Raw genomic sequence first — 25492 nt, 5'->3', positions numbered from 1 at the left:
GGCTTTTTTTATTGATAATATTTTGTTCTATTTCAAACTTGCAACCTGTGCTTTCACATAGTCTATCAATGAAATAATATCCTTACGCAAAGGCTGAACAGTTAATACTTTCTGGAAATCTGCAACTGAATTGTTAAACAATACAATACAAGCATCTTTATCTACGCGTTTCTTGATTTTATAAGATTTATAAATTGCATAATCTTTATAAGCTAAACCTCTGTTTTGCAACAATTGAGTATCTTCTTCTCCGTTAATCTCAATTGCTTTGGTAAAATCTTTAATCGCTGACTGATAAAATGTATCACGCATCTGGTTCAAAGATTCCTTCGGATCATTTGCTACATTCTGTCTTGCTTTACCTCTGTAGTAATAAGCCGAATAGTCAGAAGGTTTTACGGTGATCAGCCTGCTGTAAGTTTCAATAGAACTCTCAAAATTACCACATTGAAAATAAGAATATCCCAGCATCTTTAATACACTTGGATTATTTGGAGTTTTAGAATCGGCTTTTTCTAACTGAGCAACAGCCCCTTTATAATCACCTTTCATCATTGCCTGCATTCCTAATTTATCGTAACTTCCGCTTTGAGCGAAAGCGGCATTGGCAGAAACAACCAAAAATAGTATAAGCGCTTTTTTAATGTAGTTCATCAAATTTTATTTAATAAAGAATAAAGATATAAAATGATAGGTATTATTACCCATAATTTACGTATCATTTATTGATATTTAAAGGGTAAACGTTCAAAAAGTGAAAATATGATAAGCCAGTCAAATAATTTTACATATTCTGACTTTTTAACAGATAAAAACCGATATTCAATGTTTGGCACAGGAGTTGAAATTATACCCACCAATATATAATTATAATTTTTATAAACGGCAGACTGTCACATTGTCGTTTTTTTATTCTAGAAAGGCCTATTAATGAGTATAAAAGATCAGTTTGATTTTGGCAATGCACTACCCATCATAAATGAAGATACGGAATTTTTCCCTTTAATGTCTCAACAGGATGAAGATGAGATGAATAACGAAGAAACCCCTGAGATACTTGCTATACTTCCATTGAGAAATACGGTATTATTTCCTGGAGTTGTCATCCCAATTACCGTTGGAAGGGACAAGTCTATAAAACTGATAAAAGAAGCCTATAAAGGTGACAAAATTATTGGTGTGGTTTCTCAACTCGATGTATCTATTGAAGATCCGACCTTTGAGCAGTTAAATAAAGTCGGTACCGTAGCACATATTATTAAAATGCTGCAGATGCCTGATGGCAATACTACTGTGATCATCCAGGGAAAACAACGCTTCCGATTAATTGAAGAGGTACAGTCTGAGCCCTATATTAAAGTTACTATCAGTAAATTTAATGAGGCAAAGCATAAAAAAGATAAAGAATTCAAAGCACTGGTAGCTTCTATCAGAGAGATGTCTTCACAGATTATTCAGCTGTCACCGAATATTCCAAGTGAGGCTGCAATGGCACTTAAGAATATTGAAAGCACTTCTTTCCTGATCAATTTCATCTCTTCCAATATGAATGCAGATGTCAAAGACAAGCAGAAAATGCTTGAAATGGACAATCTCAGAGCAAGAGCTTTAATGGTTATGGAATTGCTGACACTGGAACTTCAGATGCTGGAATTAAAAAACCAGATCCAATCTAAAGTACGTGTTGATTTAGACAAACAGCAAAGAGATTACTTCTTAAACCAGCAACTGAAAACAATTCAGGAAGAATTGGGAGGAAACTCTTCAGACCTGGAATATGAAGCGCTTGAAATACGTTCGAAAAAGAAAAAATGGTCAGTACAAGTGAAAGATCATTTTGGTAAAGAACTGGAAAAGCTGGGAAGAATGAATCCTGCTGCTCCTGATTATTCTGTACAGATCAATTACCTTGAATTGTTACTTGATTTACCATGGAATGATTTCACTAAAGATAATTTCGATCTTAAACGTGCACAAAGAGTATTAGATAAAGATCACTTCGGACTAGAGAAAGTAAAACAGCGTATTATTGAATATCTGGCTGTCCTGAAGCTGAAACGTGATATGAAAGCGCCAATCATCTGTTTGGTAGGCCCTCCGGGAGTTGGTAAAACTTCGTTGGGTAAATCAATCGCGAAAGCATTGAACCGTAAATATGTCCGTATGGCATTGGGCGGTATCAGAGATGAAGCTGAAATCCGCGGACATAGAAAAACATATATTGGTGCAATGCCAGGCCGTATTATTCAGTCTATCAAAAAAGCAGGGGCTGCTAATCCGGTATTTGTCCTGGATGAGATTGATAAAGTTGGTTCTGATTTCAGAGGAGACCCTTCTTCTGCTTTATTAGAGGTGTTAGATCCTGAGCAAAACAGCGCTTTCAATGATCACTATGTTGAAACAGATTACGATTTGTCCAATGTATTGTTTATCGCTACAGCCAATTCATTAAGTACGATCCAGCCTGCTTTACTGGATCGTATGGAAATCATTGAAGTGAATGGCTATACGATTGAAGAAAAAATAGAGATTGCTAAAAAATATCTTTTACCCAAACAAAAGGAACAGCATGGCATTAAAACAAAAGATATTGTTTTAAAACCAAGTCTGATTGAAAAGGTAATTGAAGATTACACACGTGAATCAGGCGTTCGTGGTTTAGAGAAAAAGATTGGTTCGCTGGTCCGTGGTGTCGCGACTAAAATTGCGATGGAAGAAACTTATGAGCCTGCTTTAAGTCTGGAAGATGTGGAACGTATTTTAGGTGCCCCTATTTATGACAAAGACTTATATGAAGGCAATGAAGTTGCTGGTGTAGTTACCGGACTGGCCTGGACACAAGTTGGTGGTGATATTCTGTTTATAGAAGCAAGTCTGAGCCCTGGAAAAGGAAAATTAACTTTGACTGGTAATCTGGGTGATGTCATGAAAGAATCAGCTGTTATCGCACTTGCCTACCTGAGAGCCCATGCGGCATTATTTGGCATAGATAACCAGCTTTTTGACCTTTGGGATATTCATGTACACGTTCCGGCAGGTGCAACGCCTAAAGATGGTCCATCTGCAGGTATTACTATGCTGACTGCTTTAACTTCGGCCTTTACACAACGTAAAGTGAAATCTAATTTAGCCATGACAGGTGAGATTACGCTTCGTGGTAAAGTTTTGCCAGTAGGTGGAATTAAAGAAAAGATTCTTGCAGCGAAAAGAGCAAACATTAAAGATATCATCTTATGTAAGTCTAACCGTAAGGACATCCTGGAAATTAAAGAAAGTTATATTAAAGATCTTAATTTCCATTATGTAACTGAAATGAGAGAAGTAATTGAGCTGGCGCTAATGAAAGATCAGGTTAAAGATGCCCAGGATCTGACTATCAAAGTTAAACCAGTAGTCGCAAACTAATTGCGCAGATAAATTTTAACTCCTATATTTAAAGCTCCGGAATAACCGGGGCTTTTTTTTTATAATCCACATGAAGTATACCGGATATTCAATCCTATTCATCTTACTATGCTGCTCTTCTTTTGCTTATTCGCAATATTTTAAAAATGAGGTTGGTTTTAAAAGCGACAACGATTCTTATCTTGGTCAGGGCTCTGACCGTTATTACACGAACGGATTGTTCCTGTACTTCCGTCATGCAACAGACCAGTCAAAACTAAAATCCGGACTGGAAAAGAAAACCTACGAAATCAGCGTTGGACAAATGATGTTTAACCCTTATTCAGGATATGCACCCGATCCGGCTGCGCAAGATCGTCCTTTTGCCGGATACCTGTATGCTGGCGGTACAATGAACTGGTTTTACAGTGACGAGAGTATCATCACTGCCAGTGCGCAGATCGGAACAACCGGAAAGAATTCTCTGGGTGAGGCAGGTCAGAAATTACTGCATAAAACATTTGGCTTCTATGATGTTGGCGGATGGGATTATCAGATTAAAAATGAACTGGCTATTAACCTTTCTGCACAGTATACAAAACTATTGACACGTACAGCAGGAAATGCAGTTGAACTATCTTTTGAAGGTTATGCAAACCTGGGGACAACTTTCAGTGGTGCAGGTGCAGGATTACTTTTCAGAACAGGGAATCTGAATCAGCTATTTAATTCAGCTTATACACATGCGGCTATCGGCAATAATGCCAAAACCAAATCACTGGTTAAAAGAGAAATGTTTTTCTATGCTAAACCTCAGTTAAATGTGGTGGCTTATGATGCAACTATACAGGGCAGTATGTTTAACAACAACAGTCCGGTAACTTTTAGTCAGAAACCTGTTGTATTTGCACAGCAATTGGGAATTGATTACAGTGTGGATCGTTTTACTGCGGATTTCGGCGTTATATTTAAAACGAAGGAAATTAAAAGTACTGCAAGAGCACATCAGTGGGGGTCAGCTACGGTAGCTTACAGATTCAGATAGTCCGCCTGGCTTTAACTAAAATCTTTATAAATTAATTGAGCCAGGTATCCATACCTGGCTTTTTTCTGTTCTCTTTTTTTACTGCAATTGATTTTTTGTCGCTTTTCCTTTTCAGGATTACACTTTTTGGCGTGTGTGTCGGTTTTCTTTTTTTGTCTACATGAAGGCCGCCTTTCAGTAATGCCATTAATTTGATAATGCTTTGCTCCTTATTTACAAGCTGGCTTCTGTCTTCCTGAGACACTACATGAAGATTACCTTCCGTGTCAATCCGGTTTGCAAGGCGCACTGCAAGCAATAGTTTCTCTGCGGTGGTAAAAAATTCCGCTGATTCCACATGAAGGATCACTTCTACTTTGCTGGAAACCTTGTTGACATTCTGGCCACCTTTGCCCCCACTTCTGGAAGTTTTAAAGGTGAGCGATTTAACAAGTTCTTTTCTGTCTTTATACATAAGCGCAAAAATAATTCTTTTTCTGTAATAGTATTTTAAAAAACCCTTAAAACAGTATATTTGCATCCATATGAGAAAAAATGTAGTTGTGGCCATTGATGGTTATTCTTCATGCGGTAAAAGTACGCTGGCAAAAGCATTAGCTAAAACATTAGGTTTTATCTATATCGATAGTGGTGCAATGTACAGGGCAGTGACTTTATATTTTATACGCAATCATACAAATGTAAATGATGAGGCGGCAGTAGCCGATGCTCTTCAGCACATTGAACTGAATTTCCATTCCAGAGATTATGAATCGCACATTACTTTAAATGGTGAAGAAGTTTCGGAGGAAATCAGACAAATGCCGGTTTCTGAAACTGTAAGTGAAATATCAGCCTTGAAACAGGTACGCAAGGAAATGGTGAAACAACAGCAGCGCATGGGTAAATCCAAGAACATCGTGATGGATGGACGCGATATCGGCACTACTGTATTTCCTGATGCTCAGGTTAAACTTTTTATGACCGCAGATCCTAAAGTCAGAGCAGAAAGAAGATTCAAAGAATTGCAAAGTAAAGGTGATAACAAAACGTCATTAGAAGATGTTTTTGAAAATCTGGCACACCGTGATTATGCAGACACCACAAGAAAAGAAAGTCCGCTTATTCGTGCTGAAGATGCTATCATTCTGGACAATACAGAAATTACGCCAGCAGAACAGCTTGAATTCGCATTAAATAAAGTTACCCCTTACATTCCTCAGCTGGCCTGAAAGCGAAATTCGGGGAATTAACACCCGATTGTCATTCGAAATACATATTAAATAAGGCAAACTGTTCAAAATCAACAACATTTATTAAAAAATTCTTTCTTTAAAAATATTAATTTCTATCTTTGCAATCCCTAAAGGGAAAAGGAGATTAAATGATTAATGGCAAAAAAACAAGTAGCAGAAAAAGAATTAGAGGCTAAAAAAGCCGAATTACAAGGTGCAGACGCTCGTCTGACTGAAAAAGAAACCATTGAATCTGAAGCAGATTCATTGTCGATCGAACAGATCAAATCATCACTAGCAACACCAGATCAGGACTTTGACTGGGATGCAGACGATAAAGCTTTCGGAAAATACTCGGACGAAGACCGTAAAAAGTTTGAAGACATGTATACCGATACTTTCAATCAAATCAATCAGGGTGAAATTATCAGCGGTATTGTTGTATCTATCAACAATAAAGACGTTGTATTAAACGTAGGATTTAAATCTGACGGTTTAGTATCAACTTCTGAATTCCGTGATACACCTGATTTGAAAATCGGTGACACAGTTGATGTATTTGTTGAAGCTCCGGAAGACGCAAATGGTCAATTGATTTTATCTCGTAAAAGAGCTAAAACCCAGAGATCTTGGGAATCTATCAACGAAGCCCTTGACAATGACAGAATCATCAACGGATTTGTTAAAAGCCGTACTAAAGGTGGTCTTATCGTTGACATCATGGGTGTTGAAGCTTTCTTACCTGGTTCTCAGATCGACATCAAACCGATCCGTGATTACGATGTTTATGTAGGTAAAACAATGGAATTCAAAGTTGTGAAAATCAACCACGAATTTAAAAACGTTGTAGTATCACACAAAATCTTAATCGAAGACGATTTAGAAAGTCAAAAAGTTGAGATCGTATCTAAACTTGAAAAAGGTCAGGTATTAGAAGGTACTGTTAAAAACATTACTGACTTCGGTGTATTCATCGATTTAGGTGGTGTTGACGGTTTACTTCACATTACTGATATTTCATGGGGCCGCATAGAGCATCCAAAAGAAGTATTGAGCTTAGATGAGAAAATCAACGTTGTTGTTCTTGACTTTGATGACGAGAAAAAACGTATCGCATTAGGCTTAAAACAATTAACTCCACACCCTTGGGAAAGTTTAGATACTAACCTTGTTGTTGGATCTAAAGTTAAAGGTAAAATCGTTACTGTAGCTGATTACGGTGCATTCTTAGAAATCATTCCTGGCGTTGAAGGTTTAATTCACGTTTCAGAAATGTCATGGTCTCAAAACTTACGCAGCCCACAGGAATTCTTGAAAGTTAGCGATGAAATCGAAGCTGAAGTATTAACTTTAGACAGAGACGAACGCAAAATGAGCTTAGGTATTAAGCAATTAACTCAGGATCCATGGCAAAATGTTGCTGAAAGATATCCTATCGGAAGCAAACATACTGCTGTAGTTAAAAACATGACTAACTTCGGTGTATTCGTGGAAATTGAAGAAGGTATTGATGGATTAATCCATATCTCTGATCTTTCATGGTCTAAAAAAGTTAACCACCCTAACGAATTCACTAAAGTTGGTGATACATTAGACGTAGTTGTTTTAGAATTAGACGTTGATAGCCGTAAATTAAGCTTAGGTCATAAACAATTAGAAGAAAACCCTTGGGATACTTTTGAAACTATCTTCACGTTAGATTCAATTCACCAGGGAACTGTTGTTAAAGTAACTGATAAAGGTGCTGTTATTGCTTTACCATATGGTGTAGAAGGATTCGTTCCAACTAAACACATGGCTAAAGAAGATGGTACTACTATCAAAGCTGAAGAAACCAATGACTTCAAAATCATTGAGTTTAACAAAGATGCTAAACGTATCGTTGTTTCTCACGCCCGTATCTGGGAAGAGGCTAAAGCTGAAGTTGCTGCTGAAGAAAGAGCTACTAAGAAAAAAGATGCTAAAGCTTCAAGCAATGCAGTTAAAAAAGTTAAAGATTCAGTTGAGAAATCAACTCTTGGTGATCTAGGTGTTCTTGCACAATTGAAAGAGCAAATGGAAGGCGAAGAAAGCAAAAACAAAGCTAAATAATCTTCAAGCTTATATCATAAAAATAGGGTATCTTACAGGTACCCTATTTTTTTATGCGGTAAGTTTTTGAGACCAGGCCTTACCATACAATCCTCACAAAACAATCACAGAAACTTAGCTTTCAATTCGGCTGTAGGCACCATACAGCTCTCCTCTCTGCCCCAGACAGCATACCTCCGCTTTGCGATCTGATTGTAAACGAAGTCGCGGATAAAAGCAGGAACAAGTATAAAAATATATAACAATGGCCAGCCGCCACTCAAATGTCTTGCAATACGTAAAGCAGCTGTGGAACGTTGATAAACCCTCCCATTCTCTAACAGAATAACACTGCTGAGTTCACTGAGTGATAAACCAAATGCACCAAGATGCTGCTGCGTAATATCGCTCTGTAAGGCAGCAAATCTGAATCTGTCTTTTTTATCTCTCTTGATGACGAATTTAACAGAGCCTGCACATAGATTGCAAACGCCGTCAAAGAATATTATAGCATGATGCATAGTGAAATTTAGTGAATTAGAACGATTTTGAGCAATTCTGTCTTCTAATTAATAGTAACGGAAATATGGATTAATAATTGCGAAATTGTCAGGCTATAAATCAGGCAATTAGCATTATTTTACAATTAAAACGTCGAAGCTCATTGAAATTAATTAAAATTGCGGACACATATTCAATCCGATTTTTTATATTTGCCTAATCAATTTGTCAATGCAAAAGAGAACCCTGCTAGACGGTAAAAAATTCCAAATCACAATTAAGAGACTTTGTCATCAATTAATTGAGAATCACAACGATTTTTCTAATACCGTACTCATTGGTATACAGCCCCGTGGCAGTTACTTCGCAGACAGAATCAAACAAGAACTTTCAGAAACCCTTAAAAACAAGAATATCAGAAAAGGTAATCTTGACATCACTTTCTTCAGAGATGACTTTAGAAGAAAGGACGGGCTTGTTTCCGCAAACAGCAACACGATAGACTTTATCATTGAAGACTGTAATGTCATTCTGATCGATGATGTACTCTGGACAGGCCGCACCATCAGGGCTGCACTGGATGCATTACTTGCTTTTGGCAGACCAGCCAAAGTAGAGCTATTGGTACTCATCGACAGGAGATTTTCAAGACATGTACCTATTGAACCTGATTATATCGGGCAGCAGGTAGATAGCCTGGATTCTCAAATGGTAAAAGTAAGCTGGAAAGAGACAGAAGGAGAAGACAAAGTAATATTATTATCAGACCGAAATAAATAAGAAATGGCAGCAGAAAAACTATCAACACGACATCTTTTAGGCATTAAAGATATTACCCTGAATGATATTGAATTGATTTTTGAGACTGCAGATAATTTCAAGGGCGTCATCAACAGGACGATAAAAAAAGTTCCTTCACTGCGTGATATTACCATTGCAAATATCTTCTTCGAAAACTCAACACGAACCAAATTATCCTTCGAACTGGCAGAAAAGAGACTTTCTGCTGATGTGATCAATTTTGCAGCTTCCTCCTCTTCTGTAAGTAAAGGGGAGACACTGATTGATACCGTGAACAATATCCTGGCCATGAAAGTGGACATGGTAGTGATGAGACATCCATACGCAGGCGCAGGGGTTTTCCTGAGCAAACATATCAACGCACAGATTGTAAATGCCGGAGACGGTGCGCATGAGCATCCTACTCAGGCATTGCTGGACGCTTACTCCATCCGGGAAAAGTTAGGTGAAGTCAGCGGCAAAAAAGTCGTGATTGTCGGAGATATCCTGCATTCAAGAGTAGCCATCTCTAATATACTCTGCCTGCAAAAACTGGGTGCAGAGGTGATGGTTTGCGGGCCGACTACTTTAATCCCTAAACATATTGCCAGTTTGGGTGTAAAGGTTGAACATGATCTGATCAAAGCTTTAAACTGGTGTGATGTGGCCAATATGCTGCGCATTCAACTGGAAAGACAGGACATCAAATACTTCCCTTCTTTAAGGGAATATGCAATGATGTACGGGCTGAACAAACAGATTCTGGACAACCTGGATAAAGAAATTATTGTCATGCACCCAGGCCCTATCAACAGGGGTGTGGAGATTACAAGTGATGTCGCTGACAGTAAACAATCGATCATTTTAGATCAGGTAGAAAATGGAGTAGCTATCCGAATGGCTGTACTTTATCTGCTTGCTTCTCAGAGAGATTAGTCTTCACATCTTTTCTTTTATACCATTCCGGCTGAATTATCGTTAAACAGTGTTATCAACACTTGTTAACTTCTTATGTTAATAAGGCACATTACAATAATTATATTAGCAGCAACCATATTTGAAATCATTGCAACTATCAGGAGTTTATCGCGTTTTAAATCGGGATAGTCCGGGCTAGTTTCATAACCGCTTAAAGAAATTAAATACCAATGAAGAAAAAATACTTTTTTATTCCGCTTTTATTAGCTGGTAACCTTACCGCAGGTTATGCGCAGGTAAGTGCGTTAGTAAACCTCAATAAAAACTATCAGACGGGCCTTGAACTGCTTCAAAATGAAAAGTATGTCGCAGCAGCCCAGCAATTCAGATTGGTTGAACAGCTAAGACAAAAACCCGGAACAGCTCAGGAAAGTAACGCTGAACTTTCTTTATTGAAAGAAAACGCGAAGTTTTATGCCGCTGTCTGCGCTTTGGAATTAGGTAACCGCGATGCGGAAAGCCTGTTTCAAACCTTCATTAAAGATTACCCTTTAAATCCAAACACTAAATTAGCTTACTTCCACGTAGGTAAATCTTACTTTGCACAAAAGAACTACCAGAAAGCACTGGACTGGTTTGAAAAAACTGATCCTTCTACCCTTTCTCAAAAACAAAGAACAGAATACCAGTTCAAACAAGCTTATTCTTATTTCGAACTGAAAAATATAGAAAAAGCAGAACCTTTATTTGAAGCTGTAAAAAAAGTTGACGGTCCTTTCCAGGAAAGTGCGACTTATTATTTCGCTTATATCAATTACCTGAATAAAGAATACAAAACAGCCCTGAGTAATTTTGAAAAACTGAAAGGTTCTAAAACTTATGAAGCAAGTTATCCTTACTATATCACGTCCATGTATTACCTGGATGAGCGTTATGATGATGTGATCAGTTATGCTGTTCCGGTATTAAAAGATACAAAACAACAATTTGAAGCAGAAATGCTGAGTTTGATTGCGGCTTCTTATTTCGCCAAATCAGACTATAAAAATGCAGCACTGTATTTCAGTGATTTTTATACCAAGAGTGGTAATACTAAAACCAAAAACAATCTTTTCATCTATCAGTACGGTTACTCCCTGTTCGAATTAGGAATGTACAGAGAATCTGTAGGTATATTGGAGCAGTTAACTGCAGATGATGTGTACTTACAAAGCGGAATGCACACCTTAGGACGTGCATTCATTAAACTGGGCGATAAATCAAAAGCAAGAAGTGCTTTTTTCAGGGCGTCCCGTCTTGAATTTGACAAAGTAACTCAGGAAGATGCCTGGATCAACTATGCAAGATTAAGTTATGAACTTGATTTTAATCAGCAGGCATTAGAATCAACACAGAGCTTCTTAAAGCAATTCCCATCTTCACGTAAAATCAACGACGCCAAAACTTTATTGGGCGAGATTTTGCTGACCAGTAAAAACTATCAGGCAGCTATTGATATTTTAGAGCCTATTCAGAATAAATCACCAGAAGCACTGGAAGCTTATCAGAAGGTATTATACTTCAGAGGTCTGGAATTCTATAATGAACGTGCTTTCCCGAATGGTCTTTCGATGTTCCAGCGTTCCAATGCAATTCCTAATGATCCTGAAATTCACGCCTTAAGTACTTACTGGATGGCAGAAGCCATGTACGAGTTACGCAAGTACGGAGAAGCAGTCAGAACATTTGAGAAATTTCTTGCGATGCCTGGTGCAGATAAAACCAAAGTATACAACTTTGCGAATTATGCACTGGCTTATGCAGCCTTCGAAGATGAGAAATATGCGAAAGCAGCAACTTATTTCGAACGCTTCCTGAATGGAAATGATAAAGACAAAAACACAGTAGTTGATGCAACGATGCGTTTAGCGGATTCATACTTTGTGAGCAAAAGTTACAGCAATGCCTTAACCTATTACAACAGGATCATCACCAACAAATCAACCGGTGAAGATTATGCTTTGTTCCAGAGAGGAATGATCCAGGGATTACAAGGACAGGATGATACCAAAATTGCTACAATGGGCAGTTTGTTACAACAATTCCCTTCTTCAAACTATGCAGATGATGCGGGTTTTGAAATTGCCTATACTTATTTCAATAAAGGCGACCTGGACAAATCAAAAACTGACCTGACTGCATTAATCAGTAAATATCCAAACAGCAGCTATGTGCCAAGAGCATTGGTTACCATCGGACTGGTACAATATAACCAGGACAAAGATGATGAGGCATTGGCATCCTTCAAAAAAGTAATCAACGATTACGCAAGTACTGAAGAAGCTAAACAAGCCCTGGAATCTATCAAAAACATCTATGTTGACCGTGGCGATGCGAATGGTTTTATTGCCTATGCGAATACTACACCTATTGGTAATTATACGGTAGCAGAGCAGGACAACATTGTTTTCTCAGCAGCCAAAAACACTTACCTGAAAGGTGATGCCCAAGGAACAGTAGAAAGTGTGAATGCCTACTTTGACAAGTATCCCAAAGCAATACATGCAAAAGAAGCGAAGTTTATCAGAGCAGAATCGCTGGTTAAACTGAACCGTCCTGATGATGCAATTGCAGATTACGAATTCATTCTGAATGACTGGACAAGTGATTATACAGAACGCTCACTGGTTAGTATTTCTAAATTATTCTTAGCGCAGAAAAAATACAATGAGGCTATTGTTTATCTGAAAAGACTGGAAACATCAGCAGATTATAAATCGCATTATTCTTTCGCCATTAACAATCTGCTTCAGGCTTATACCGCATTGAACATGCCGGACGATATGCTGAAATATGTATTGCTGACTAAAGAATCTGACAAAGCTTCTGAAGAAGAAGTGAACAGTGCAGACCTGTATGCTGGTAAAGCTTACTTGCTGAAAGCCGATACCACAATGGCAGTAAAATCATTTGCTAACGTAGTGGCTAAAACAAAAACACTGGCAGCTGCTGAAGCAAAATACACACTGGCAGAAATTCAATATAATAAACATGACTATAAAGCATCTCAGAAAACTTGTTTTGATTTAGTCAATAACATGCCATCTTACGATTACTGGGTGGCAAAAGCGTTTATCCTGCTGGCAGATAATTATGTCGCATTAAAAGACAAACTGCAAGCAAAAAGTACGCTCTTAAGTATTATTGATAACTATGACGGTAAAGATGAAATTGTCGCTACTGCCAAAGAGAAATTAGAAAAAATTAAATAAGACAAAGCACCATGAGATTCAACAAATTATTATATACTACTGTTTTTTTACTGACTGCAGGTACACTGACCATTAAGGCTCAGGATAAAAAACCGACCGAGAAAAAACCAACGGAAAAGAAGACTACTGAAAAGAAGGCGGCAGAAAAAAAAGTTGCTGATAAAAAGGTAGCCGATAAAAACGACGACGATAAACAGGTAACTGAAGAAATTGAAGTAGTAAGACCCTATAAGCCAATTTTAGCTGAAGCGGTTAAATTAAGAAGAAGCCCGGATTTGAACGATGTTAAAACTTATAAAGCACGTTTCAATTACAGCTTAACTGATAGAAAACTGGAGCTTAATTCTGACATTGATAAGTTATACGCACAAGAAGTTGCAGCAGAAAGACAAACAGAAATTATCAATAACTATGTAAAAGGTGCTTTAGGTTCTGCCAGCACAGTCCTGGGTGAAGCTTATATCAATATGGGCCGTTCCGAAGATTTTCAGGCAGGTGGTTTTTTCAGGCACTTTAGTCAGTCGGGGAAATTAAACGGACAAAAATTCAATCAGCAGCAATTAAGTGTTTTCGGTCGCAGCATCGGCGAAAAAGCTATATTCAGCGGACGTATTAATTACGAGAGAAAAGGTGTTTATTTCTATGGTTATGACGAAGCTGATCCATTAAGAAATCCAAATCCCGGAAAACAATCTTTCAACTTTATTGAAGCAGAAGCAGAGGTTGTCAATAAACACAGTGAAGATGAGGATGCCTTAAGTTATGCAGCCAAAATAAATGGCTATATCTGGGGCGACCAGTTATCTGCCAGAGAGAATTCAGTGGTCATCAATGGTTATTTAAATAAAAGAATCAGCAGTTTCAACTTCGGTCTGGCTGCATCCGGAGAGTTTGGAAATACGAAAGATGTATTGACAAGTGTAACCAATAACTTATTGCGTTTAAATCCATATATCCGTTTACAAGCCAGTGGAATCAAAATTACCGCAGGAATTAACTTCGTGCAGGAATTTGGTACTGTGTCTAAATCAAGAATCTTCCCTGCTGTAACCGCAGATTTCACTATTATTCCTGATTACCTTCAGATTTTCGGAGAGATCAAAGGAGACGTGAACAGAAATTCTATGAAAGAATTCACGGATGAAAACCCATTCCTGAATAGCAACATTGCGATTAAAAACTCTATTGAAAAACTAAGTTTCAGTGCAGGTATTAAAGGTACTGGTGGCCCTGGTTTTGGTTACAAAGCAAGAGTTTACCGCAAGGAAATTACTGACATGCCACTTTTCGTGAACAACTTTACTGACTTCAATAAATTTGACGTGATCTACGATTTCGGAACAATGAAATTATTAGGTTTAGAAGGTGAAGTTTCTGTACAGGTGAGCGATCAGTTAAAATGGACTGGTAAAATCAACGTAGAAGATTATAAACCAGCTTCAGAGCAATATAGCTGGTTCAAACCTCAGTTACGTATAAGTTCAGACCTGTTGTATAATGTAACAGACAAATTAGGGTTTACTGCTGCTGTAGTTATCCAGGATGCATCTAATGCAAAGATTTATAATGCTGCTCCGGCTGCTCCTTATATCATCCCTAACACAGCTATTGAAAAAGTAGTGAATGTGAAAGGTTTTGTAGACTTAGGACTTGGCGCCAACTATAAGATCAACAACAGATTCTCAGCATTCGTTAAAGCAAATAACCTGTTAAATAAACAATACAGCAGATACTTATATTACCAGGCAATTGGTGTGAATGTATTTGGTGGAATCAGTTATTCGTTCTAAAAGCCTGGAGAGATTTATCCAGCCAATTACAATTATAATTGGTTGATACGGAATTTAAATTTATTTTTACCAGAATGGATATCTTATCTTACCTCTCAGAACTTATTCAAACCCGTAAAGCTGTAGGGGTTTCCGGATTGGGAACTCTCTATAAAAAGAAATTACCGGGAAGGTACGATGCTGAAATGCATTCATTCGTACCTCCCAGTTATGTTATTGACTTTACACCTGAAGTTAAAGAAGAGATTATATTAGCCGAATTTATCAGTAAAAAGAGGAATGTATCAATTGATACTGCCAACTACTTTATTGATGAATTCAGCACTGGTATTTTACAGCAATTAAATAATCAGCAGGAAGCCGGTTTTGGTGAACTTGGGAAACTATATAAAGCTGATGATGAAGTACACTTTGAGCCCTCTGAGAAACTGAATTACGGTTTCGATTTTTATGGGTTACCAGTTGTGAAAGCAGAACAGGAACCTTCAGCCGAAGAGATCATGCCTGAAACACCTTCGGTGGAAGAAAATCAGTCAAATACAGAAGAAGTATTACCACAGGAGGTTCCGGTTAAAGAAGCTCCGGCTGCTATTGAAGAAGAAACCCCGGCTGCTCCTGAAGAAGAAACTTTGCCTTTTGAAACTCCGGTTGTTCCCGATCAGGTTGAAACTCCCGAAAAGGAAGTGACAGCCATTGAAGAAACACCAGCGATTATTCCCGATCAGGTTGAAACTCCTGAAAAGGAAGTGATAGCCATTGAAGAAACACCAGCGATTATTCCCGATCAGGTTGAAACTCCCGAAGAGGAAGTGACAGCCGTTGAAGAAACACCAGCGATTATTCCCGATCAGGTTGAAACTCCCGAAAAGGAAGTGACAGCCGTTGAAGAAACACCAGCGATTATTCCCGATCAGGTTGAAACTCCCGAAGAGGAAGTGACAGCCGTTGAAGAAACACCAGCAGCTATTGCTGCTGTGGAAACAGTTGTTCCCCATATGGAAGAACCAGTAGTACCTGTAGCAGAAGTTCCGAAAGAAGAAATAACTCCTGTCGCAGAAACGGTTACCCCGGTTCAGGAGCCAACCATAGAAACAGTAGTTCCCGATCAGGAGAACCTGATTCCTGATAGCCCGGGTCAACCACGTAAAGATGAAAACCAGCTTCGTGCAGAAATCGAAGCCCTGAATTTCTACCGCTCTAAATCTCCGGTTGCAAAAGCTACGATTACAGAGCAGGAAGAAGTGATCTGGAACATCAAAGACAATACTAAAACGACTGAACCAGCTCCTTTTTACAATAAGAACGAGGAAATTTATACCCCGGAAGAAGAGGAAGAACAACCTAAAACTACCCCGTTATATTTAAAAATCATACTTGGTTTTCTGATTTTAGTGATCATGATGATTGTTGCTTATATAGTCAAACCAGAATGGTTTAACGGAATATTAGCGAATAACCCTTTTGCAACTCCAAAAGTTGAAGAGCCAGTTAAACGCCCAATACAGGAAAGATATAAATCTGACACGGTTACAACCCCTGTTGATACCACTAAAACAACAACAGCCGTAGCTCCTTCAACCGCTGTTCCTGCTGCCGCAAAGAAAGATTCAGTACTGAAAAAGGCAGTCGCTCAAACACATGATGCCCCTGTTCTTTATGAAATTATAGGAGCTTCCATGCATGACCAGAAGGAAGCAGACAGATTCATCGAATTGATGAAAAGAAGCGGCATCACTGCGAAAGTTGTCACCAATATGTCGGGAAAAAGACTAAAGATGAGTATTGCAACGTTAAAAGATGAGGAATCAGCCAGGCTTGAATTGGAGAGATTATCAAAAAAACTAAAAATACCCGGAATATACATTTATAAAAACAAACAATAAATATGATCACTTTGCTACAGGTTGCTACAGATACAGTACACCATTTAACAGATACCGCCAACGCTGCAAACCAGGCTGTAGCTGCTGCACCTCAGGAACTCCACTTCTTTGATTTATTAATGAAGGGTGGCTGGGTTATGCTTCCACTTGCATTTCTTGCTTTTTCTGGTTTAGTAATCTTCGTTGAACGTTACCTGACTATCAGAAAATCTTCTAAAACAGAATCTAATCTGATGCTTCAGATTAAACAATATATCCACGAAGGCAGATTAGAAAACGCAACCGCTTTATGCAGAAATACGAATTCTCCATTAGGACGTATGCTGGAAAAAGGTCTTAGACGTATTGGTCGCCCGATCAAGGATATTGAAGCTGCAATTGAAAATGTAGGTAAACTGGAAGTCTCCAAATTAGAGAAGAACATCAGTATACTGGGTATTATTGCAGGTATTGCACCCATGTTAGGTTTCGTAGGAACGATTATCGGGGTAATTACAATTTTCCATGATGTATCTGTAAAAGGTGCAATTGAAATCGGAACCATATCTGGTGGTTTATATACTAAAATGATTACTTCAGCAACAGGTCTGATTGTAGGTATTATCGCTTATGTTTTATACCACATCCTGAATGCAATGGTAGAAAGAATCATCCTGAGAATGGAAACCGATGCATTAGAATTTATTGATTTATTAGAGGAACCAGGTAAATAATGAATCTACGCAAAAGAAATAAAGGAACTGTTGAGGTACACACTTCTGCGCTGAATGACATCATGTTTTTCCTGATGCTGTTCTTCCTGCTGGCTTCGGCGGCAGTGAATCCGCAGGTTGTCAAACTACTTCTTCCACGCTCTGAATCCGGACAGCAATCTGCTGCCCAGAAAACAGTGACGGTCTCTATCAATGATAATCTGACTTATTTTGTAGAGAAACAACCAGTCACACTGGATCAGATGAAGGCAAGTATTGAAACCTATCAAAAGGCATCTCCGGATCTGACAATTGTATTGTATGTTGCCAGAGGAGTTTCCATCGAGAATACTATGGCAGTGTTTGATGTAGCCAATCAGTTGAAACTGAAAGTTGTATTAGCTGTAGAACCAAAAAAATAATGACTTACCATAAAGAAGAAAATAATTATCCTAAAGCCTTAGCAATATCCACCGCGATCATGGCTGGTTTATTGATATTAAGCTTTTTTATTGCTATCGGGACTTTCAAACCTGTTGAAGAAGCAGGTATGGGCGGAATGGTAGTTAATTATGGTACTTCTGTAGAGGGGATGGGTACAGATTATACCAGTATTGAAGAACCTTCTGCTGATCCTAATGCAAACAAACAGCTTCCTGACAAAGTAGTTCCTGAAAAAGTGGTTACGCCTGTTAAATCAGTAGAAAGTACAGATAAGGAAATCACGACCCAGGATAACGAAGAAGCAGTAAGTATCAGTACCAAGAAAAACACTAAACCCTCTACTCCCACTGTTGCAACCAAGGTAGTTGACAAACCGGCCAAACCAGCAGTAAATCAGAATGCACTTTATAAAGGTAAAGCCAATAAAGGGAATGGACAGGGAGATGGAACCGGAACTACACCAGGTAACCAGGGATCAGTTAACGGAGATCCGCTTGCTAACAACTATGGTGAAGGTGGTTCTGGTTTTGGAGGAAAACCGATTGCTTTAAGACGTTTTACCAACCTGGTTACTCCACAGGATAACGGTCAGAAAACAGGTAAAATAGCAGTCAGGATCAGTATTAATAAACAAGGGATCGTGGTTGATGCCACTCCTGGTGTGAGAGGAACGACTTTACAGGATTTAGACCTTTGGGCAAAATGTAAAGCAGCTGTAATGGGTGCACGTCTCAACCAATCTGAATCAGCACCTGATCTGCAGGTAGGTGTGGTAGTTTTCAATTTTAAAGTGAAATAATCCGGTTTCTTTGATACTTTTATATCCTTAGCAAATCATTTCAATGACTTATTTAGAAACCCTGGACTATCTGTACAGCAGACTTCCAATGTTTACCCGTATCGGTGCAGCAGCAATGAAAAAGGATTTACACAACACGATTGTGATGTGTGAAAACCTGGGAAACCCACAGGATAAATTTAAGACTATACACGTAGGCGGTACAAATGGGAAAGGCTCTACCTCCCATATGCTTGCGGCTATTTTACAGAAAGCTGGTTATAAAACCGGTTTATATACCTCTCCGCATTTAAAAGATTTCAGAGAAAGGATCAGAGTAAATGGCGGGATGATAACCGAACGTTTCGTCACTGACTTTACCGCACAGCAAAAAGACCTGATCGAATCTATCAGCCCTTCTTTTTTCGAGGTAACAGTTGCGATGGCATTCGCTTACTTTGAAGCAGAAAAGGTTGATGTAGCTATCGTTGAAGTAGGCCTTGGCGGCAGAAAAGATTCGACAAATATTATTCATCCGGAGTTATCAGTCATTACAAATATCAGCTTTGACCATACCAATTTATTAGGCAATACCTTGTTTGAAATTGCTGGTCAGAAAGCAGGGATTATTAAACCCGGGGTGCCCGCTGTAATCGGAGAAAGACAAGAAGAAATTGCACAGGTATTTATAGATGAAGCGAAAGAAACAGCAAGTGAGCTGATTTTTGCCAATACTGAACTCCATGTTCAGGATACCCTGCGCGAGGGCCGGTTACTAAAAACATCAGTGTATAAAAAAGATACCTGCCTGTTTAAAGACCTGGTATTGGATCTGAGCGGATTCTATCAGCTGAAAAACGTACTCACAGTAATACAATCCGTATTAACTTTAAATCAGCATGGCTTTGATATCTCTGATGAAGCCGTATACAGCGGTCTGGCCAATACCGTTCAGATTACGGGTTTACAAGGCAGATGGCAAACCCTGCAGGAGAATCCTTTAGTGATCTGTGATACCGGGCATAATATGGCTGGCATCCAGGAAGTACTGGAAAATATCAATGCAACCAAATACCACAATTTACATATCGTAATTGGAATGCTGGGCGATAAAGACGTGACCAGTGTACTGGAAATGCTGCCCGCAAATGCAAAATATTACTTTTGTCAGCCCGATCTGGAAAGAGCAATGCCGGCACATCAACTGGCAGAACAAGCGGCAAAATTTATGTTACAAGGCCCTGTTTTCGAAACAGTAACATTAGCTTTGAACGCAGCTAAAGCGAATGCTGAAACCGATGATCTGATTTTTGTTGGCGGAAGTACATTCGTCGTAGCAGAAGTTCTTTAAAGCTTACTCAAGCCTCATAACCTATAAAATAATGTAATTAATATCTGATGAAGAAAACTTACCTGTTATTTACCGCACTTTGTTGTTTATGCACAGTGACTTTAGCACAGAAAAAAACAAAAAGTACAGGAACTTATCCTGCAACCATTGACCGCCCGAAACTCGTGATCGGATTAGTTGTCGATCAAATGCGCTGGGACTATCTTTACCGTTACTATGACAGATATTCAAACGGAGGTTTCAAACGTCTGATCAACGACGGATTTTCAGCTGAAAACACATTCATCCCTTACACCCCTACTTATACCGCTGTTGGACACTCCAGCATTTATACAGGTTCTGTACCTGCAATTACTGGTATTGTCGGCAATGACTGGTATGATCCGCAATTAAACAGAAACGTTTATTGTACAGAAGATACTGCTGTTGTTTCTGTAGGCTCAACTACCAGAGCAGGGATGATGTCGCCTAAAAATTTACTGAGCAGTACCATTACAGATGAACTGCGTCTGGCTACAAATTTCAAAGGTAAAGTAATCGGTATCTCTTTAAAAGACCGCGGATCAATCCTTCCGGCTGGTCATACACCAAATGGTGCTTACTGGTATGACGGGCAAACCGGCGACTGGATTACCAGTACTTATTATATGTCTCAGCTTCCAGCATGGGTACAGGATTATAATAAGCTGAAAATGGCCAACAAATATTATGAGCAAAACTGGAATACACTTTATCCTGTGGAAAGCTATATACAAAGCACAGCTGACAATAAAGACTATGAAGGTAAGACCAGAGGAGAGCAAACACCAACCTTCCCGCATCCTTTAAAACTTTATACAGGGAAGAATTATGACATGATCAGAAGTACTCCTTACGGAAATACAATCACACTTGATCTTGCCAAAGTAGCCATCAAAGCAGAAGATCTTGGTCAGGATAAGATTACCGATTTCCTAGCAGTAAGCTGTTCTTCGACTGATTATGTTGGTCACCAGTACGGACCAAATTCAATTGAAGCAGAAGATACTTACCTGCGTCTGGACAAAGACCTGGAAGACTTTTTCAATTACCTGGATAAAACAGTAGGTAAAGGAAATTATCTTTTATTCCTTTCCGCAGATCATGGTGCAGCACATGTTCCCGGATTTATGAAAGAAAATAAACTTCCTGGTGGCGTAGTAGATGATAAAGCCATTGTAACCGGTTTGAATACTTATCTGGAAAGTAAATTTAAGATCAAAAAGCCTGTATTGCTGGCCATGAACAATCAGCTTATCTTTAACCACCAGAACCCTGATTTCAAACAGATTGATTTCACGGCAATGAAATCCGCTTCTATTGAATACTTAAGGACACTGGAAGGATTTGCTGATGCTGTAGATTTAGCCCGTATTTCGGAAAGTACATTGACTACTATCCAAAAACAAATGATTACTAACGGATACAATGCACGTCGCAGCGGAGATGTCTATTTCATTTTACAACCAAACTGGTTTGACGGTGGAAAAACAGGGACTACACATGGGGCATGGAATCCATATGATGCGCATATCCCGCTTGTTTTCATGGGATGGAATGTCAAGCCCGGAAAAACCAATCAAACACATCACATGACAGATATTGCAGCTACAATAGCAGCGATGCTTCATATTCAAATGCCAAGCGGCTGTGTAGGGGAACCTATTACAGAGCTTACGCACCAATAAAATAACAAGACAAACGCTCTCCGCACTCATAATTTGAGAAAATTGTGTAAGTCCAGACAGGGTTTGTCTTTTTTTGTGCCTGATACATTTTAAAAGGGATGAAAACAGCAGTTATATATTATTTTGACTTTCAATAATCAAACTTGCTATATAGTTTTTATTAACTTTACTGACCAAATATAATTTCTTTAATGGAACCAATTAAGAGCTACGTACCCAAAAATAAAATTCGTTTTGTAACAGCAGCAGCCCTTTTCGACGGACATGATGCAACCATCAATATCATGCGCCGCATTCTGCAATCCTCGGGAGCGGAAGTTATCCATCTCGGTCACAACAGATCTGTAGAGGAAGTTGTTAACTGCGCCATTCAGGAAGATGTACAAGGGATAGCAATGACCTCCTACCAGGGCGGACACCTTGAATATTTCAAATATATGTATGATCTGCTTCAGGAAAAAGGAGCTGCAAAAATCAAGATATTTGCAGGTGGAGGTGGTGTAATTCTGCCTGTTGAAATTGCAGAACTGCAAGCTTACGGGATTACCCGGATCTATTCTCCTGATGATGGCCGCACAATGGGCTTACAGGGAATGATCAATAATATGCTGGAGCAAACTGATTTCATTACGACCAGATCGATTACCAACGAATTGGAGATGATTCCCCGCAAAGAGGTAAGAAGTATTGCTTCTGCAATTACAGTTGCCGAAAACGATCCTGCAGGTGCACAAGCATTCGTCAATGAATTAAAGGTACTGACCAGCAAAAGCCAGGCCCCTGTATTAGGGATTACCGGTACTGGTGGTTCTGGAAAGTCTTCGCTGGTAGATGAACTGGTGAGGCGTTTTTTGATGGAAGTTAAAGATAAAACACTGGCAATTATCTCTGTTGACCCCTCTAAGAGAAAAACAGGCGGAGCTTTACTAGGTGACCGGATCAGGATGAATGCCATTAACAATCCCAGGATTTATATGCGTTCACTGGCCACAAGACAAGCAAACTTAGCATTGTCTGTCAACGTCCAGGAAAGTATTGATATTTGTAAAGCTGCAGGCTATGACATGATTATTGTCGAAACTTCGGGTATTGGCCAGTCTGATACAGAAATTACAGAACATTGCGACGTTTCTCTATATGTGATGACACCAGAATTTGGTGCGGCAACACAACTGGAGAAAATTGACATGCTTGATTTTGCTGATCTGGTAGCGATCAATAAATTTGATAAACGCGGAGCTTTAGATGCTTTGCGTGATGTCCGCAAACAATACAAAAGGAACCATAACCTGTTTGAAGCAAAAGATGATACCATTCCGGTATTCGGTACGATGGCTTCTCAGTTCAATGATCCCGGAATGAATAACCTGTTTACAGCGTTGATGGCGAAGATCAAAGAACGTACAGGAACAGATTTCAAAGCAAGAATGCTGATGACAGCAGGTCAGTCAGAAAAAATTTATATCATACCCCCAGACCGTTCAAGGTACCTGGCAGAAATTGCAGAATCAAGCCAGGCTTACAATGAATGGGTTGATCTTCAAAGTAGTATTGCCAGAAAACTTTATCAGCTGAGTGGTGTTCTGGAACTTTGTGAAGACGAAAAATCTGTAAAGAAAGGAAAAGAAGAAGATACAGCGCTTTTAAAAACATCTCTGAAAGATATCTATAATCACTTAGAGGAACAATTAGATGGACAATGCCGCAGGTTATTGAGAGAATGGCCAGAAACCGTTCAAAAATATAAAGAAGAATTCTTTGTCTATAAAGTCAGGGATAAAGAAATTAAACAACCTTTATTTTATGAATCTTTATCTCAGCTTAAAATCCCTAAAGTTTCCCTGCCAGGATATAAAGACTGGGGAGATATACTCCGCTGGTTATTAACAGAAAACGTACCTGGTGAATTCCCTTATGCTGCAGGTGTATTTCCACTGAAACGTGACGGAGAAGATCCAACCAGGATGTTCGCCGGAGAAGGCGGGCCAGAAAGGACAAACAAGCGTTTCCACTATGTATCCCTCGGACAACCCGCACACCGCTTATCCACTGCATTTGACTCGGTGACACTCTATGGCGAGGATCCACACATCAGACCCGATATTTATGGTAAAATAGGGAATTCAGGAGTCAGTATTGCTACACTGGATGATGCAAAGAAACTATATTCAGGCTTTGATCTGTGTGCTTCTTCCACCTCAGTTTCCATGACGATCAATGGGCCAGCCCCTATGCTGTTAGGCTTCTTTATGAATGTGGCTATCGATCAGCAATGTGAAAAATACATCATTGAAAACGGGTTACTAGAAGAAGTTAACGAGAAGATTGCTCAAATCTATAAGGAAAAGAAAATTAAAAGACCTGTTTACAGTGGTGCTTTGCCAGAAGGCAATAACGGTCTTGGGCTATTGCTGCTGGGTGTAACCGGTGATCAGGTTTTACCAGCAGATATTTATGCTAAAATCCGTGCCTATGCGATTAGTACTGTCCGCGGTACAGTTCAGGCAGATATTCTTAAAGAAGACCAGGCACAAAATACCTGTATCTTCTCTACAGAGTTTGCCTTGAGAATGATGGGCGATATACAGAAGTATTTCATTGACGAGAAAGTACGCAACTTCTATTCTGTTTCCATTTCAGGGTATCACATTGCAGAAGCTGGAGCAAATCCAATATCTCAACTGGCTTTTACTTTAAGTAACGGGTTTACTTTTGTAGAATACTACCTGAGCAGAGGCATGCATATCGATGATTTTGCGCCTAATCTATCCTTCTTCTTTTCTAATGGAATAGATCCTGAATATGCGGTAATAGGCCGCGTAGCCAGACGTATCTGGGCAAAGGCGATCAAGAACAAGTATAAAGGAAACGATCGTTCACAGAAGCTTAAATATCATATTCAGACTTCAGGCAGATCCTTGCACGCACAGGAAATTGATTTCAATGATATCAGGACTACATTGCAGGCCTTATATGCCATCTATGACAACTGTAATTCACTGCATACTAATGCTTATGATGAAGCAATTACCACACCTACAGAAGATTCAGTAAGAAGAGCAATGGCAATTCAACTCATCATCAACAGAGAATTGGGATTAGCTAAGAATGAAAATCCATTACAGGGTGCCTTTATCATCGAAGACCTCACAGATTTAGTGGAAGACGCTGTATTAGCTGAATTTAAAAGGATCAATGACCGTGGTGGTGTTTTAGGCGCAATGGAAACTATGTATCAGCGTGGTAAGATTCAGGAAGAAAGCTTGTATTATGAAACCTTGAAACATAACGGAGAATATCCGATTGTAGGTGTAAATACATTCTTAAATAAAAATGGTTCACCAACAGTTGTTCCCGGCGAAATTATCCGTGCAACAGAAGAAGAGAAACAATTTCAGATTGCTGCCCTGGATGAATTCCAGAAAAGAAACGCTGACCATACGGCAGCAGCATTGAATGAATTACAAAAGATAGCCGTTACCGGCGGAAATACCTTTGAAGCCTTAATGGAAGCTTGCAAAATTTGTTCACTTGGACAGATTTCCAATGCATTATATGAGGTAGGTGGACAGTACAGAAGGAATATGTAAATTCCTGTCCATAAGAAAAGCCCGGATGGTTTATCCGGGCTTTTTATAAGCTATTCTTTTAGGGTTAGTATCAGAGTTATTCTTTTGTTTTTATA

General features: G+C 39.0%; 18 protein-coding genes. 15 read left to right on the top strand and 3 right to left on the bottom strand.

All coding sequences use genetic code 11. The features are described from left to right. Positions 1 to 27 precede the first annotated feature (27 nt). Complete coding sequence (locus tag AB3G38_RS21220; protein ID WP_068402936.1) at positions 28 to 654, bottom strand: tetratricopeptide repeat protein; 627 nt, start codon at positions 652 to 654, stop codon at positions 28 to 30. Positions 655 to 930: 276 nt separating this feature from the next. Between AB3G38_RS21220 and lon the strand changes: the two genes are divergently transcribed. Beyond that, on the top strand, positions 931 to 3405 hold the full coding sequence (gene lon / locus AB3G38_RS21215; protein ID WP_367865709.1) for an endopeptidase La: 2475 nt from the start codon (positions 931 to 933) through the stop codon (positions 3403 to 3405). 70 nt (positions 3406 to 3475) lie between these two features. Continuing rightward, positions 3476 to 4429: a lipid A deacylase LpxR family protein gene (locus tag AB3G38_RS21210; protein ID WP_367865708.1), complete on the top strand. Its 954-nt coding sequence runs from the start codon at positions 3476 to 3478 to the stop codon at positions 4427 to 4429. A 31-nt stretch (positions 4430 to 4460) separates the two neighbouring features. Here AB3G38_RS21210 and AB3G38_RS21205 read toward each other — a convergent pair whose 3' ends face one another. Further along, positions 4461 to 4883, bottom strand: a complete 423-nt coding sequence (locus AB3G38_RS21205; protein ID WP_367865707.1) for a peptide chain release factor-like protein — start codon at positions 4881 to 4883, stop codon at positions 4461 to 4463. A 70-nt stretch (positions 4884 to 4953) separates the two neighbouring features. Here AB3G38_RS21205 and cmk point away from each other — a divergent pair, with 70 nt between their 5' ends. Both cmk and rpsA read left to right on the top strand, forming a co-directional pair. Beyond that, positions 4954 to 5640: a (d)CMP kinase gene (cmk, locus tag AB3G38_RS21200; RefSeq protein ID WP_367865706.1), complete on the top strand. Its 687-nt coding sequence runs from the start codon at positions 4954 to 4956 to the stop codon at positions 5638 to 5640. A 159-nt stretch (positions 5641 to 5799) separates the two neighbouring features. Continuing rightward, entirely contained in the window at positions 5800 to 7734 is a 1935-nt protein-coding gene (gene rpsA, locus AB3G38_RS21195; RefSeq protein ID WP_111635945.1) for a 30S ribosomal protein S1, read from the top strand. A 104-nt stretch (positions 7735 to 7838) separates the two neighbouring features. Here the strand turns inward: rpsA and AB3G38_RS21190 are convergent, their stop codons facing one another. Further along, on the bottom strand, positions 7839 to 8234 hold the full coding sequence (locus tag AB3G38_RS21190; RefSeq protein ID WP_367865705.1) for a thiol-disulfide oxidoreductase DCC family protein: 396 nt from the start codon (positions 8232 to 8234) through the stop codon (positions 7839 to 7841). 211 nt (positions 8235 to 8445) lie between these two features. On the opposite strand from AB3G38_RS21190, the gene pyrR reads away from it, so the two are divergent. The 11 genes from pyrR to AB3G38_RS21135 all read left to right on the top strand — a co-directional run bounded on the left by pyrR (position 8446) and on the right by AB3G38_RS21135 (position 25397). Continuing rightward, the gene (pyrR, locus tag AB3G38_RS21185; RefSeq protein ID WP_068402950.1) at positions 8446 to 8994 is read left to right on the top strand and encodes a bifunctional pyr operon transcriptional regulator/uracil phosphoribosyltransferase PyrR; all 549 of its coding nucleotides are present in this window, start codon (positions 8446 to 8448) and stop codon (positions 8992 to 8994) included. Between the two features lie 3 nt (positions 8995 to 8997). Next, the gene (locus tag AB3G38_RS21180) at positions 8998 to 9930 is read left to right on the top strand and encodes an aspartate carbamoyltransferase catalytic subunit (RefSeq protein ID WP_367865704.1); all 933 of its coding nucleotides are present in this window, start codon (positions 8998 to 9000) and stop codon (positions 9928 to 9930) included. Between the two features lie 212 nt (positions 9931 to 10142). Further along, positions 10143 to 13163: a tetratricopeptide repeat protein gene (locus tag AB3G38_RS21175; protein ID WP_367865703.1), complete on the top strand. Its 3021-nt coding sequence runs from the start codon at positions 10143 to 10145 to the stop codon at positions 13161 to 13163. Positions 13164 to 13174: 11 nt separating this feature from the next. Continuing rightward, positions 13175 to 14953 (top strand): hypothetical protein, encoded by a 1779-nt coding sequence (locus AB3G38_RS21170; RefSeq protein ID WP_367865702.1) that lies wholly within the window; start codon positions 13175 to 13177, stop codon positions 14951 to 14953. Positions 14954 to 15027: 74 nt separating this feature from the next. Continuing rightward, entirely contained in the window at positions 15028 to 16836 is a 1809-nt protein-coding gene (locus AB3G38_RS21165; protein ID WP_367865701.1) for a hypothetical protein, read from the top strand. Positions 16837 to 16838: 2 nt separating this feature from the next. Continuing rightward, a complete protein-coding gene (locus tag AB3G38_RS21160) occupies positions 16839 to 17549 on the top strand; it encodes a MotA/TolQ/ExbB proton channel family protein (RefSeq protein ID WP_068402962.1) in 711 nt (236 codons plus the stop codon). Continuing rightward, positions 17549 to 17950, top strand: coding sequence for a biopolymer transporter ExbD (locus AB3G38_RS21155; RefSeq protein ID WP_068402964.1), 402 nt, complete (start codon positions 17549 to 17551; stop codon positions 17948 to 17950). Before AB3G38_RS21160 ends, AB3G38_RS21155 begins: the two co-directional genes overlap by 1 nt. Further along, positions 17950 to 18771, top strand: a complete 822-nt coding sequence (locus AB3G38_RS21150) for an energy transducer TonB (protein ID WP_367865700.1) — start codon at positions 17950 to 17952, stop codon at positions 18769 to 18771. Before AB3G38_RS21155 ends, AB3G38_RS21150 begins: the two co-directional genes overlap by 1 nt. Before the next feature lie 43 nt (positions 18772 to 18814). Continuing rightward, positions 18815 to 20101 (top strand): folylpolyglutamate synthase/dihydrofolate synthase family protein, encoded by a 1287-nt coding sequence (locus AB3G38_RS21145; RefSeq protein ID WP_367865699.1) that lies wholly within the window; start codon positions 18815 to 18817, stop codon positions 20099 to 20101. A 47-nt stretch (positions 20102 to 20148) separates the two neighbouring features. Beyond that, positions 20149 to 21807, top strand: coding sequence for an alkaline phosphatase PafA (gene pafA, locus AB3G38_RS21140; protein ID WP_367865698.1), 1659 nt, complete (start codon positions 20149 to 20151; stop codon positions 21805 to 21807). 191 nt (positions 21808 to 21998) lie between these two features. Then, complete coding sequence (locus AB3G38_RS21135; protein WP_367865697.1) at positions 21999 to 25397, top strand: methylmalonyl-CoA mutase family protein; 3399 nt, start codon at positions 21999 to 22001, stop codon at positions 25395 to 25397. The last annotated feature ends 95 nt before the right edge of the window (positions 25398 to 25492 follow it).

Origin of the sequence: Pedobacter sp. WC2423, from assembly GCF_040822065.1 — a bacterium.
Taxonomy (GTDB): domain Bacteria; phylum Bacteroidota; class Bacteroidia; order Sphingobacteriales; family Sphingobacteriaceae; genus Pedobacter.
Note: the sequence above shows the minus strand (reverse complement) of the source record. Positions and strands in the feature narration are given on the sequence as shown.